The sequence below is a fragment of the Rossellomorea sp. FS2 genome, assembly GCF_047915635.1.
GTDB classification, from domain to species: domain Bacteria; phylum Bacillota; class Bacilli; order Bacillales; family Bacillaceae_B; genus Rossellomorea; species Rossellomorea marisflavi_A.
Map to the genome: position 1 here is coordinate 1,461,671 of NZ_JBLRVS010000001.1, position 14,039 is coordinate 1,475,709.

Consider the following 14,039-nt stretch of genomic DNA (forward strand, 5'->3'; position numbering starts at 1 on the left):
CGTGATTCATCTCGATTTCTAACGATTTCAATTTATCCAACTGCGGCGACTTGACGCGAAAACGCCGGACTTTTCACAGGAATCCCACAAAAAGTCCGGCCGCTCCCTATTCAGACATCTGAACCCTTACCGTCGATCCCTCTTTGATCTTGACACCAGGGTCCGGCGACTGACTCACGACATGGTCACCCTCACCGCTGACTTCGAGCTTCAAATTCACGAGCTGCTCCTGCAGTTCGCTTTTCGATAAACCGACGAGCTCCGGCGTCTTGATGAGCGGGACATCCAGCCATGTCATCTTTTTCTCGATCTGATCCTTCCTCTTCGGCACGCCCATCGCCTCCAGGCTGTCGCCGATGATGCTTCCTGCAATCGGAGCAGCCACGACACCACCGAATTGAACGGTGCCTTTCGGATTGTCGACTGCCACATACACGACGATTTCCGGATCATCCATTGGTGCAACGCCCATGAATGAGACGATATGATTATTTTCCAGATACTTTCCGTCTTTGGCTTTCTGTGCAGTCCCCGTCTTGCCACCGACACGATATCCTTCTACGAATGCCTTCCCGCCAGTACCGAGGGCAACGACACTTTCAAGTGCTTCCCTTATCTGTTTCGATGTATCTTCCGATATGACTTTCCTCTTCGCCTCAGGGGTCTTCCTCATCACCACCTCACCCGTCTTAGGGTCGACGAGTTCTTTAGCAATGAAAGGTTGATAGAGGGTCCCGCCATTCACTGCAGCAGCTACAGCGGCCACCTGCTGGATTGGCGTTACGGCAACACCCTGACCGAAAGCCGTTGTCGCCTGCTCCACAGGACCTACGCGATCCAGATTGAAGAGCAACCCTTTTCCTTCTCCCTGAAGGTCGATTCCTGTCTTCTGTCCAAACCCGAAGTCGTCGATGTACTCAAACAACTTCTCTTTCCCCAACCGCTCTCCAAGTTCAACAAAGCCGGGGTTACACGAGTTCTGGACTACTTCCAGGAATGTCTGGGTCCCATGCCCACCCCTCTTCCAGCAGTGAAGGGTCGACCCGGCTACCTCCACATGGCCCGGATCATGGAACGTATCTTTATGAAGATCGACCTTTTTCTCCTCCAAAGCAGCAGCAAGGGTGATGATTTTAAATGTTGAACCGGGCTCATACGTACTCCAGATCGGCAGGTTCCGGTTATAGACTTCCTGGGGCACGTTTTTGAAGTTGGATGGATCGAAAGTGGGACGGCTTGACATGGCGAGGATTTCACCGCTTTTAGGGTTCATGGCAATGGCAATGATCCCATCCGGATTATACGTTTCCTGAGCGATATCCAGCTCCCTCTCAACGATGGTCTGTACTTTGGTGTCAATGGTGAGCTTCAGATCCAGGCCGTTATCAGGCTTTTCGAAGTCATCCGCCATATCCGGCATCCGTTTCCCCTTGGCATCAGAGAAGAACTTCACGTACCCCTTTTCCCCGCTGAGCTCCTCGTCATAGGATAATTCAAGCCCCATCAGGCCCTGATTATCGATGCCTGCAAACCCCAATACATGCGAAAGGTAGCTTCCATACGGGTAATATCTTTTTGAATCCTCCCCGAGGTATACCCCTTTCAAGTTCATATCGCGTACTTCCTTCGCTTTATCATAGGATAGTTTCCTTGCTTCTTTGATCAAGACCATATTTGCCTTCTGTGTTACATATTTATATGCGGCCTCAACGGAAATATTAAGGGTGGACGCAAGCTTCTCAGCTGTTTCTTTCGGTTCGGTGATTTGTCTTGGCACGACAAAAATGGTGGGGGCGCTTTGATTGGCCGCCAACTCCACGCCGTTTCGATCAAGGATCTTACCACGCTCAGGCTGGAATGGAATATTCCTGCTCCATGAATCCTTTGCAAGGCCCGTGAGCCAGTCCCCTTTGAAAAACTGGACATACCCGAGTCTCACATCAATGATGGAGAAGATCAGGATCCCTGCAATAAGTGCGATGGCCAGACGTTTCCTTACTGTTACATTCGATACTCTCTTCACTAATGGAACCTCCCCTTCTATGGCTCGTTCCATTATATGCTTGGACCACCGGCCGTATGTTCCGGAATTTCCCGAACGCGCCTTAAATGAAAGAGGGACCTGCCGGCCTCGGCAGATCCCTCTGTTCCATCCCTATTCTTTTTTCTTTTTCATCTGTTCCTGAGGGGTCTTGAATGTTACTTCCAGGGCTTGGCCTTCTTTTACCTTTGTCCCGGCTTTGATGCTTTGTTTGACCACATAGCCATTGCCTTCAACCTTCAGCTTCAGGTCGGTCAGGCCGGCGACTTTGAATACGTCCCGGATGGACCAACCCGTCATGTCTGGAAGGGTCGTTTCTCCGTCGGTCCTGATGATGACCCGCTCCCCTTCAAGGATCTTGTCACCAGAAGGCGGCGACTGTTTCGTCACCGTGCTTCCTTTTCCAAGGACGATCGGTTCGACACCTGCTTTTTCAAGCTCGGCCTTTGCTTCTTTCACTGACAGGTCCTTTACATCCGGCAGCGATGATTTCTTCAGCGTCACCTTCTCCTGAGGCTTGATATTCAAGTACTTCAAACTGTTCTGCATGACCGGTTTGAAGACTGCCGCCACTGGATCGGAACCGATTTCCCCTTCCTTCAGCTGGGGTTCCTGGATACCCACATAGACGATCAGCTCCGGATCATCTGCCGGTGCCATGCCCATGAAGGAGAAAAGATAGTTATTCGTTGCACCGGATTTGTATCTTCCCGTCGCCGGATCCGGGATCTGTGCAGTCCCTGATTTCCCCGATACCCGGTAATCATCCAGGGCGAATCTGGCTCCGGTTCCTTCAGGAGATGTAACGGTCGTTTCCAGGTACTCCCTCGTTTTCTGGGCAGATTCCTTTGTGATCGGGTTACCCGCAACTTCCGGTTTCGTTTCTTTGACCACTTTATTCGTATTCGGGTCCACCACTTTGGAGATGACATACGGTTTCATCATCTTCCCGTCATTGGCGATGGCAGACTCCGCCTGAATCATTTGGAGGGGTGTGACGGTTGTCCCCTGTCCGAAGATGGTCGTATACTTCTCGATGGGATAATGATAGAGAATCGATCCTTCTGCCTCATTCGGCAGCCCCACCCCGGTAGGTTTTCCAAAGCCGAAATCATTCAGATAGTTTCCGAATGTTTCGAATCCCAGCTTATCAAGGAGGTTCGCAAACGCCACATTGGAAGAGTGCTGGACTCCCTCTAGATAGGTGATGGTCCCCCATCCGTTCCCGTAGTTATAGTCTTTGATCGGCTGAGGAACTTTGTCCACATAGTACTTACCAGATTCATAGAGTTCATTGGGATTGAATTTTCCTTCATTGACCGCTGCCGCCAGGGAGTATGACTTAAACGTGGATCCAGGTTCGAACGTTTCTTCCACGATCGTATTGGTCCAGTTATTCAACAAGCCCTCCCTATCATCAGGATGGAAGGTGGGCCGCTGTGTCATGGCCAGGATTTTGCCTGTTTTAGGATCAGAAACGATGGCAAACATCTTTTTAGGCTTGTATTCTTTCTCGACTTGACTCATGGCTTCCTCGAGGAACGTCTGCACCTTTTTATCCAGGGTCAGGTAGATGTCGTCCCCGTCTTTCGGAGGAGTGACATGCTCTTCTGAATTCGGAAGGAGGTATCCCCAGACATCGCTCTTATATTGCACCGATCCGTTTTTTCCGCTGAGGATATCATTGAAGCTCTTCTCCACTCCCATCATTCCCGTGGTTTCAGAACTTTCTTCATCTTTCTTTTGTGCGAATCCGATCAGATGGGACGAAAACGTTCCATTCGGATAAAATCGTTTTGATTCTTTCCGGAAGGTGATGCCCGGTAGATCTTCCTCTTTGATTTCTAGCATCTGCTGATGGGAGATGTCTCTTCCCGCAGAACCAAACTCGACCTGATAAGGGGCTTTTTCACCCTTTTGATCGAGTTTTTTATAGATTTCACTCTTATCCATGTCAATATACTTCGCCAGTGCTTCTGCCGTCTTATCAGGATCCGTGACGTGCTTTGGTTTCTTCGGGTCTGTTGTGACTTTCGGGCTTAATATGGCCACAAGCGTATAGGCGGAAGTGTCTTCTGCGATCACGTCCCCATTATTGTCGTAAATCGAGCCCCTCTTGGCCTCGAGGATGTGACCCTTTATGTATTTCTTTGCAGCCTCTGCCGTCAGGGCCTTCCCGTCGACTTCACCCGTGACCTGAATCGTGACGAATCGGACCATAATGATAAAAAAGAGCAGTCCGAATATCCCGAATAGGATGGCTGCTCCGATGTTCATGCTGGATCTTTTTTTCATCATTCTTCCACTACCTTGACATTTTTATCTTTCAGGTTGAGACCCAACTCTTTTGCTTTATCAAGGATACGGTCGTATGCACTCAGTTCACTTACTTGGATCTTGAGATCCGTGTTCGCTTTTTCCTGCTTATCGATGACGCCCTCAGCGACTTGAAGTTCCCGATTCACCTGATAGATGGACGCTTCATTCGATACGATCTTCACGGCGAAGAAACAGAACATGATGGCGAACGCTGCAAGAAGGATTTTTTCTCCGGGAGTGATGACGGATGTCCTTCCCTCACGCAGTCGTTTCGGTTTTGGTTGTGCACTGGTCTCGATCGGTTGTGTTTGATAATTTCTAGCTAAGTTACTCAAGGTGATCCCTCCCATTATTCAATCTTTTTTATCTATTTTTATTTATTTTTTTCTGCTATACGGAGCTTAGCAGAGCGTGCCCTGTTATTCATTTCGAGTTCGTCTTCACTAGGAAGGATCGGCTTTCGTGTGATGAGCTTCAACTCTGGCTCGTACCCTTCTGGAATGACGGGTAGACCTGGGGGAAGCTGGGGTCCTGCAGCCTTTTCCTTGAACATCGTTTTACACATGCGATCTTCAAGTGAATGGAAGGTGATGACGCTGACCCTTCCTCCGGGAGAAAGGATGTCGATGGCCTGTTCGAGGGAATCTTCGAATGCACCGAGCTCATCATTCACGGCTATCCTGATTGCTTGGAAGACACGCTTGGCAGGGTGACCGCCCTTGCGCCTTGCCGGTGCGGGAATCCCTTCTTTGATCAGTTCGACCAATTCCCCTGTAGTTTCAATCGCCTTCTTCTCTCTGGCCGCCTCAATTTTTCGGGCGATCTGTTTGGAGAATTTCTCTTCTCCGTACCGGTAGAAAATGCGTACAAGATCCTCAAAGGACCAGTGATTCACTACATCAAAGGCACTCAATTCCCCTTGAAGGTCCATTCTCATATCGAGCGGCGCATCATGGTGGTAGCTGAATCCCCGTTCAGGTGTGTCCAGCTGCGGGGAAGACACACCGAGATCATATAGCACCCCGTCTACAGTATGTACACCCAGATCCGCAAGTTCCGCTTTCAGGTTCCTGAAGTTGGATTGAACGAATGTGACGCGATCCGAAAACGCTTCTAATTTTTCTTTGGCATGTGCGATGGCTGTTTCATCCTGGTCGAAGCAGTACAGGTGTCCTTGACTGGAGAGTTGTCCTGCCAGATATTCGCTGTGTCCCGCTCCCCCGAGGGTGCAATCGACATAGATGCCGTCAGGCCGGATATTCAATCCATCTACAGTTTCTTCTAATAATACGGTCGTGTGTTTAAACATGTTGGTTTCACCTTTCCAATCGACTGTTAGTGGTGGGGGATCAGATATCGAATCCGATCATATTCTCTGCAAGTTCTGCAAAGGAATCTTCAGACTGTGTGAAATAGTCTTCCCATATAGCTTTGCTCCAAATCTCGATTCGATTGGAAACACCTAATATAACGCATTCTTTATCAAGTTTTGCATAATTCACAAGCGTGGTGGGAATGTTCACGCGCCCCGTTTTGTCCAGTTCGCTTTCCGTTGCTCCTGAAAAGAAGAAACGGGTGAAGGCACGGGCGTCTTTTTTTGTGAGCGGCAGGGCTTTGAGCTTTTCTTCTAGTGCGCGCCATTCATCCATGGGATAACCAAATAGGCATTCATCGAGACCGCGTGTGATGACGAACGCATCACCAAAGTGCTCCCTGAACTTGGCAGGTACGATTAAACGGCCTTTTGTATCAATGTTATGTTGATATTCGCCCATGAACATATGCACTGCCCCCACTTTCTATCACAAATGTACCACATCCCCCCACTTTTCTCCACTCTTTTCTATATTCTTTTCTTGCATATTATTTCCTCTCTCAACCTGTCTCTTTTTTCCCTGTTTTCATGACAAGAGACACCATAAAAAAAGGATCGAAATCGCTGTTTCAAGCGAAATCGATCCTTTTATGGTGGTACGTGTCGCTAAATACGTTACAGGTGTACGACTTTATGCGTCCCGTCGAACGTGAAAGGAAGATCGGTGAGCCGGGTAATGAAATCCGGACCAAACCTGTTCATATAATAGAGGACATTCAGTGTCCGTTCCTGGGGACCGCCGTTCGGCCTGATGCTGTTCTCGATGAGATCGAACCGGGAAAGCTGCCGTTCATTCTTGCTCCTGATTGATTTTTCCGTGCGTTTTCGCAAGAATTCGAATTGCTTGAGATGGAATTCAAGGTTCTTATCCACGATCGGATCAAGGTTGTTGTCCACAGCGACCGCTTCCTTTTTGATCCCTTCATACTTCGCGATAAGATACCTTTCGATTTCCTGTAGCTCTCCTTCGAGTTCATTCGGCTTCAGGGTCTCAAGGAATTCATCCCGCACATGGCCAACTCCGTTCCTTACCACTTCCTGCAAGGAAAGGGAGAGTTCTTCGATCCTTTTGGCGACCGTACGCTCAAGGATGGTGATGTTCAGCCTCGGCATGACAGGGGGCATATTCATCCCCATGAATTCAAATGCCTTTTTCAGTTCACCCCAATAAGCGATTTCCCCCGGCCCTCCAATAAAGCTCAAAGTGGGGAATAGCCACTCCTGCATGAGCGGTCGCGTGACGACATTATTACTCAGTCTACCGGGTTGATCATGTAGTATTGCCAGCAGTTCTTCCTTCGTGAAGTAGGAGTCGCTGTTCTTATCTTTGAAACCCGAGCCGTCCCTCACGAGTAGGGCACGCTCGTTTTGCATATTCAAGAACAGGTTGGCTGCATCACCGGAGATCTCAAGCTGCGTGTTGAAACCATCTGCCTTGATGTTCTTTTGTTGCATAAGCACTCTGTCCGTGATTTCCCGGCTGTTCTCGATCAGGTGCCGGAAGTAAGGAGCTTCCAGCTTCCTCAACGGTTCAAACGAAGAGTCGATCACAAGGAGCCCATAGTCCTTGAAAAGGGTCATGATGAAGCGGGCAAAAAACGTGACGATATCTTCCCCTTCACGGATGAGACCGTCCATCGTGGCAGTGAGTCCTGCCGTGAACTCGGTCTCTCCCAGCATTTTAAGGATGTCATGGATCCAATTTTTCATCACGGCGGGATCGTATTCGACATCGGAAGTCATGCGTTTATCCACGACCTGTTCCGGATAGCCAGTCTTTTTCACTTTCCCGTCCTGCTCGAGGAAGATGTGGTTCACTTCCTGATAATCATGGTCTTCTCCCGCTATCCAGAATACCGGTACGACAGGATGGTTCAATTCCTGTTCCTGCTCCCTGGCAAGTCTGATGACGGATACGATTTTATGTATGGTATATAGGGGACCGGTAAGCAGGCCTGCCTGCTGTCCTGCAACGACGGCGACGGCATCGTTCTTTAATTTCTGCAGGGATTCTTCCACGGCTGAAGACGACGGAAGCGATTCCATATAGGAGGAGATGCATGTTGCGAGTCCTTCCCGTGGGAATTCCCTCTCCCCCAGGTCTTCAAGGCGACGGCTGAAGACGTCCTGTTCATTGATATTATAATGAAAGAAAGAAGTGACCGGTTCTTCCTGTTTCATATACTTTGAAGCAAACTGATTGATTGCTGGAATATCCAAGCTTTCCAATTCCATATGAATGACTCCTTTTCTAGCTCATAATTTCCTAACGATGAGTATATCATTCCACAAAAGGAAAAGGAAAAAACTTGCCTAAGACATGTAAAAAAGATGCGGATCAGTTGGATTCCATGACCCGAAGAGCGAGGCCCGTCACCATCAGGGCGAGATAGGCCATGGAAAACAAGAGGAAATTCAGTCTCCACGTCCCCCTGATCACTCCCCGGTAATCGACCTCCCCTTTCAACCTCCAGTACAGAATGGTGAAGAATAATGCCGAACAAAGTACGGTCAACAGTATCAGCCAGAAATACGATTGACCCCAAATGGCTATGATGATGAAGTGGACGGAGATCATCAGGAGGATCGTGGTGATATCGACGGAGATGTGGACGGCTTTCCGATGACTTCCCGTCAGCTCCTTGGCCAAGATGAAGCTGATGAAATAGCCCGCGAACGGAATAAGGACGATGAGCGCCATGATAATAGAAAATGCAGAAGCCATCTTATGTCATCCTCCCTGCTGATTCTTTCCCCTTCACGAGGAGATAGAGCGTATTCATGACCGGTATATCCCGTGGCGAAGCCTTACGGACTAGTTCCCCAAGGATGGATTCGATCTCGGTCATCCTTCCGTTTTCCACATCCTTTAGCATGGACGACCGGTTTTGCGCGGTATTCATGCATACCCTCTTAATGTCTTCGAGGGAAATCATTTCTTCCATGTGGGGGTGAAGATGAAGAAGTTCTCCATAGGCCTGTTCGATAAGTGCGCTGTAATATGGATTCGATGCCACTTCTCCATTCACACAGCCTGCAATGGCCGTCAGTGGATTGATGATGGCATTGATGAACAGCTTCCTGAGAAGCATCGCTTCATAATCATCCTCTTTTACAAAAGGAAAAGCAGCATCCTTCTCTTCCAGCAGACGCTGCAGCGGTCCGGATGCCCCCCGTACCAAGGCGATGTTCGTAGCGCCCACTCCTTTATGTAAGACGGTATGTTCATTCTCCTTCAGTGCACCATGTTCGACCGAAGCCGCCATCACGGTGTCGTAAGGAAGCGTCTTCAGGAGATCCATATGACCGATTCCGTTTTGGAGGAACAGGAGGGGGGTCTCTGTAGGGACGGTGATGAACAGTGACTCATCGAGGTCATACCCCTTTACGGCAAGGATGACAAGATCGTGACGGCTGTCAAGCGCGCTGAGAGACTTTGCCTGCACATCGGTCTGCCCTCTTCTCCCCTCGCGCCACACTGTGACACCATAGGCCTCCAACTGTTCCCTTTGTTCTTTTCTCCTTGCATAGACTGTCACGTTATGCCGTTTACCAAGATAGCCGGCGAACAAAAGCCCGACTGCACCTGCCCCTATGATCCCGATATCCATCCGATCCCCGCCTTTCAATGTACACTCATTTTACCAAATATTTCTCATTCTTCATACAAAAGTTTCATGTTGCCGAACAACTGAAAGTCCTCCACGCATATACGATAAAAAACCCGGAAGAGACATTACTCTTCCTGAGAAGAATAGGGACTCTTTCCGGGCATGACGCACCGTTCCATCAAACAGGATAAACCGGATGCTTCCTATGGCTGAACTCGACGTCCTTTGTTTGGTACATCTCGAATCGCTGGATGAGGACGGATCGCAGTTCATTTGCAGCTACGATTTCATCAACGATCATTTCGGAGGCAAGCTTATAAATATCGATATGCTCCTGATACTCTTTCTGCTTCTGATGGACATAGGCCATACGCTCTTTAGGGTCTTCAATCGCCTGAATTTTGTTAGAATAGACCGCATTGACTGCAGCTTCCGGTCCCATTACGGCTATTTGGGCCGTCGGAAGAGCGATGCACACATCAGGCTCAAATGCAGGACCTGCCATGGCATAAAGGCCGGCTCCATAGGCTTTACGTACGATGACAGAAATTTTCGGAACCGTGGCTGAACTCATAGCCGCTATAAGCTTTGCACCGTGGCGGATGATTCCTGCCCGCTCCACTTTCGTACCGATCATGAAGCCTGGTACATCGGCCAGGAATAACAACGGAATATGAAAGGCGTCACAGAGCTGGATGAATTTTGCCCCCTTATCCGCGGAATCGTGGAAAAGGACCCCTCCCTTCACCTTCGGCTGATTGGCAACGATCCCTACGACCCTGCCATCAAAGCGGGCAAACCCAGTAATGAGTTCGGGAGCGAATAATTTCTTGACCTCAAAGAACGTTCCTTCATCGATCAGGGCATGAATCCCGTCGTACATATCAAACGGGGCATTTTGATGCTGAGGGATCAACTCTTCCAGGGTCTTGGACGCATCTGGCGCTCCTCCATCGATCAGAGCAGGCCTTTGCTGATAATTTGCGGGGAAATACCCAAGATAGCGGCGCGCTTCCCTGATGGCTTCTTCTTCAGATGAAGCGAGCACATCACCACATCCGCTTACGGAACAGTGCATCCTCGCACCGCCCATTTCTTCAAGGGTCACCTTTTCCCCAATGACTTTTTCAGCCATCCTCGGAGACCCGAGATACATGGACGCATTCCCTTCCACCATGATGACCAGATCACAGAAGGCGGGGATATATGCTCCCCCGGCTGCGGAAGGTCCAAAAAGGAGGCACACCTGAGGCACCATGCCGGACATTTTCACCTGATTATGAAAAATCCGTCCAGCCCCACGCCTGTTCGGGAACATGTCGAGCTGATCGGTGATCCTTGCCCCGGCAGAATCCACCAGATAGAGAATCGGGACTTTCAGATTCATGGCCGTTTCCTGGATACGGATAATCTTTTCAACGGTCCTTGCTCCCCATGAACCGGCTTTGATGGTAGAATCATTGGCCATGACGCAGACGGTCTGTCCGCCCACTTTACCGATGGCCGTCACCACTCCATCAGCCGGAAGACCATCGGCGGTTGAATTTGCAAACATTCCGTCCTCCTGATAGGCCCCCTGATCGAAGAGCTGCTGCAGGCGATCACGGACGAACAGCTTGTTTTGATCCTTCAGCTTTTGATGATACTTCTCTTCTCCCCCGGCACGGATCTTTTCCCTTGATTCCTTAAGCTTCTCGGTCGTTTTTGATGTCATCATTACACCTCCTCGAATATGAATATCAGTCTTCCAGCAGAATCAGCACATCATCTTCATTCACAAAATCACCGATATTCACTTTCACCTCGGCAACCGTTCCGCCAGCTTCCGCTTCGACAGGTATTTCCATTTTCATGGATTCAAGCATGAGTACCATTTCTCCCGCTGAAACGCTTTTACCGGTTTCCGTCAATACATTCAATACAGTGCCTGCCATGGTGGCTTTGATTTCTTTCATATAAGTTCCTCCTCGTTATGATTGTTGTTGTGCAGACAGGTAATCCTGGAGCCATTTGGTGGAGTAACCCCCACCGACGAACTCATCGGCCGATAATACCTCCCGGATGAGGGGAAGATTGGTTTTGACCCCCTGGATCTCCACCCCGCCGAAAAATCTCCTAGCTTTCTCAAGGCAATCCTTGCGGTCCTGCCCACTTACGATGCACTTGGCGATCATAGGGTCATAAAACGGTGTCACCTTGTTCCCTTGTGCATAACCCGCATCGATTCGCACACCGTCCTGCTTTTCTCCCCACTCGAGTGTGGCAAGGAGACCCGGGGACGGGAAGAACGTTTTCGGATCTTCGGCATAGATCCTGAACTCGATGGCATGCCCCCTTGAGAATATCCCCTCCTGAGCTGAGATGGGCAGTTCTTCCCCTTGAGCGACCTTCAGCTGCCATTTGACAAGATCAAGTTCCGTCACGGCTTCGGTCACAGGATGTTCCACCTGAAGACGTGTATTCATTTCAAGGAAGTAGAACTGTTCATCATGGTCCACGATGAATTCCACGGTTCCGGCATTGGTGTAACCGACGGCTTTCCCTGCCTTCACTGCCGCGGAAAGCATCAACTCCTTGGTCTTTTCCGAAAGCGCTGGTGAAGGAGATTCTTCAATCACCTTCTGATTCCTCCGTTGGACGGAGCAGTTCCTTTCGAACAGATGAACAAGATTCCCCCGTTGATCCCCGAAGATCTGCACCTCGATATGCCGGCTTTCATCTATACATTTTTCAAGAAATACTTCGTCGTTCCCAAAATACGCTTTTGCACGATTCCGGGTCGAATCAAAATGTTGAACGAGCGCTTGCTCATCGGCACACCGGATCATCCCGATGCCCCCGCCCCCGCCGCTCGCCTTCAGCATGACCGGGTAACCGATCTCAGCGGCAAGGAGCTTTGCTGATTCAATCGATGCACAACCTGATTCACTTCCGGGTACGACAGGTACGCCTGCATCCTTCATGATCTTCCTGGCCTTCACTTTATCGCCCATGACCTCGATGGTTTTCCAATGAGGACCGATGAAGATGAGCCCCTCTTCTTCTACCAGCTTGGCAAATGAAGCATTTTCAGATAACAGACCATAACCAGGATGGATGGCATCCACCCCTTCACGTTTTGCCACTTCCACGATCGTATCCATCATCAGATAAGAACGGTTCACTTGAGACTCTCCGATCCTGAATGAATGGTCCGCCTCTTTGACGAACGGCATCTCTGCATCTGCATCTGAATAGACTGCTACGGTTTCGATCGATAACTGTTTGCAGGTGGAAATGATCCGTGAAGCGATCTCCCCTCTATTGGCGATGAGTATTTTCTGTATCATCTCTCCCCCTCCTTCCTAGTAGGAATTCTACAAAAATCGTGGAATTCCTCTCTAAAATGTAAACGTTTTCTCATTTGAGTGCAGAATTTTTTGTTTATTTGTTATATAATAATAATATATCGGGCAATTAAGGGTAAATACATTGAAAGCGGATCATCCGCAATCATTCAAATGTTTCAGGAGGGATTTCAAATGGCAAATAAAGTAGAGAAGCTGAAAGTCAATTACAAAACTCTTGAAGAGTTTAAGAAGTTTAAAGAATACGGTGTACAAGAGCTATCCATGCTCGACGACCTTCAGGAAAATATCATTGAAAACGATAGTGAATCTCCGTTTTATGGAATCTATTTCGGCGACACACTGGTTGCCCGCATGAGTCTTTACCAGCGTGATGCAAGGTTCGATCAGTACTTCGATCCAGCTCAAAATTACCTTGAGTTGTGGAAGCTTGAAGTCCTTCCTAAGTATCAGAACAAAGGATACGGCAGCATCCTTGTGGAATTTGCCAAAAGCTTCGGTCTTCCGATCAAGACGAATTCCCGCATAAAGTCCCAGGGGTTCTGGGAGAGGATGGACTTTCATCAGGTAACATACGATGTGGAACGTGATCTGAGCGAGAATCCCATGGTATGGTTTCCTGAAGGAGTATCAGAACAAAAGCACGGCTGACCGAACGAAAAATCCGAACCTTCCCGGCATTCCGGTGGTTCGGATTTTTTTCTACTTATTCAGTCGCTGAAGGTTCCCGTTTTTATCCATCTGGAATTTGACCTTATCTTCATTTCCCTGCAGAAGGGCCATCTTCCTTGCTTTTTCGAATATAGCCAGAAGGGATTTGTGATCCTCTTCAAGCAGGGAATATTTTGACTCATAATTATAGAGCTGCGTTTCGATTTCTTTCATTTTCTCCTGAAGCTGGTCGATTTGATGAAGGAGTTTTTGATTCTCGCTCCGGATCTCTTCTTCATGACGCACAGACTCCTCCGCTCGTTGCAAATAGTGAATGATGCTCTCAACCGACAGGTCAGTCGCTTCCTTGATCTGTTCCACTTCAGGAGAAGCTTCTTTTTTAGCTGGAGGTGCACCCCTTTTGGTTTGTTTCCGCTGATTCTTCGCAAGCTCGATTCCTGATTTATATTGCTTGCGTACGAACGAGTTCCACCGGAATCCGCAGGCTGCCGAAGTCCTCGAAAGTTTCTTCCCCACCTCTTCAAAAGCCTGGAGCTGTGTGCCCCCCTCCCTGATATACCTTAAAACCACTTCTGCCAACAACACATCCTCATCCTGGTTCCAAGCATCCTGTCTATTCGAAGACATCTCCATCTCCTCCTGTAAAATCCATATATCCATACTTATGCCCTTAC

At 48.9% G+C, this 14,039-nt stretch carries 13 protein-coding genes; 1 reads left to right on the forward strand and 12 read right to left on the reverse strand.

Annotated elements, in window-relative coordinates:
- Nucleotides 1-106: 106 nt before the first annotated feature.
- The 11 genes from ACNA6I_RS07635 to ACNA6I_RS07685 form a co-directional block, all read right to left on the reverse strand.
- The gene (locus ACNA6I_RS07635) at nt 107-2,023 is read right to left on the reverse strand and encodes a stage V sporulation protein D (RefSeq protein WP_231578823.1); all 1,917 of its coding nucleotides are present in this window, start codon (nt 2,021-2,023) and stop codon (nt 107-109) included.
- Nucleotides 2,024-2,155: 132 nt separating this feature from the next.
- The gene (locus ACNA6I_RS07640) at nt 2,156-4,339 is read right to left on the reverse strand and encodes a penicillin-binding protein (protein ID WP_048013046.1); all 2,184 of its coding nucleotides are present in this window, start codon (nt 4,337-4,339) and stop codon (nt 2,156-2,158) included.
- Nucleotides 4,336-4,695, reverse strand: a complete 360-nt coding sequence (ftsL, locus tag ACNA6I_RS07645) for a cell division protein FtsL (protein ID WP_048004141.1) — start codon at nt 4,693-4,695, stop codon at nt 4,336-4,338. Before ftsL ends, ACNA6I_RS07640 begins: the two co-directional genes overlap by 4 nt.
- Nucleotides 4,696-4,733: 38 nt before the next feature.
- On the reverse strand, nt 4,734-5,669 hold the full coding sequence (gene rsmH / locus ACNA6I_RS07650) for a 16S rRNA (cytosine(1402)-N(4))-methyltransferase RsmH (protein WP_048004142.1): 936 nt from the start codon (nt 5,667-5,669) through the stop codon (nt 4,734-4,736).
- Nucleotides 5,670-5,709: 40 nt separating this feature from the next.
- Nucleotides 5,710-6,141 (reverse strand): division/cell wall cluster transcriptional repressor MraZ, encoded by a 432-nt coding sequence (gene mraZ, locus ACNA6I_RS07655; RefSeq protein WP_416313127.1) that lies wholly within the window; start codon nt 6,139-6,141, stop codon nt 5,710-5,712.
- Between the two features lie 209 nt (nt 6,142-6,350).
- Nucleotides 6,351-7,970: a bacillithiol biosynthesis cysteine-adding enzyme BshC gene (gene bshC / locus ACNA6I_RS07660; protein WP_159129597.1), complete on the reverse strand. Its 1,620-nt coding sequence runs from the start codon at nt 7,968-7,970 to the stop codon at nt 6,351-6,353.
- Between the two features lie 103 nt (nt 7,971-8,073).
- Nucleotides 8,074-8,460: a DUF3397 domain-containing protein gene (locus ACNA6I_RS07665; protein WP_416313128.1), complete on the reverse strand. Its 387-nt coding sequence runs from the start codon at nt 8,458-8,460 to the stop codon at nt 8,074-8,076.
- A 1-nt stretch (nt 8,461) separates the two neighbouring features.
- Nucleotides 8,462-9,346 carry a ketopantoate reductase family protein gene (locus ACNA6I_RS07670; RefSeq protein WP_048004146.1) on the reverse strand — a complete coding sequence of 295 codons (885 nt, stop codon included), beginning with the start codon at nt 9,344-9,346 and terminating at the stop codon, nt 8,462-8,464.
- Nucleotides 9,347-9,524: 178 nt separating this feature from the next.
- A complete protein-coding gene (locus tag ACNA6I_RS07675) occupies nt 9,525-11,063 on the reverse strand; it encodes an acyl-CoA carboxylase subunit beta (protein ID WP_416313129.1) in 1,539 nt (512 codons plus the stop codon).
- A gap of 22 nt (nt 11,064-11,085) precedes the next feature.
- Nucleotides 11,086-11,301, reverse strand: a complete 216-nt coding sequence (locus ACNA6I_RS07680) for a biotin/lipoyl-containing protein (protein ID WP_048004148.1) — start codon at nt 11,299-11,301, stop codon at nt 11,086-11,088.
- Between the two features lie 15 nt (nt 11,302-11,316).
- The gene (locus ACNA6I_RS07685; RefSeq protein ID WP_048004528.1) at nt 11,317-12,672 is read right to left on the reverse strand and encodes an acetyl-CoA carboxylase biotin carboxylase subunit; all 1,356 of its coding nucleotides are present in this window, start codon (nt 12,670-12,672) and stop codon (nt 11,317-11,319) included.
- A 195-nt stretch (nt 12,673-12,867) separates the two neighbouring features.
- Between ACNA6I_RS07685 and ACNA6I_RS07690 the strand changes: the two genes are divergently transcribed.
- Nucleotides 12,868-13,344 carry an N-acetyltransferase gene (locus ACNA6I_RS07690; RefSeq protein ID WP_048004149.1) on the forward strand — a complete coding sequence of 159 codons (477 nt, stop codon included), beginning with the start codon at nt 12,868-12,870 and terminating at the stop codon, nt 13,342-13,344.
- Nucleotides 13,345-13,395: 51 nt separating this feature from the next.
- Here the strand turns inward: ACNA6I_RS07690 and ACNA6I_RS07695 are convergent, their stop codons facing one another.
- On the reverse strand, nt 13,396-13,992 hold the full coding sequence (locus tag ACNA6I_RS07695; protein ID WP_048004150.1) for an RsfA family transcriptional regulator: 597 nt from the start codon (nt 13,990-13,992) through the stop codon (nt 13,396-13,398).
- Nucleotides 13,993-14,039 lie beyond the last annotated feature (47 nt).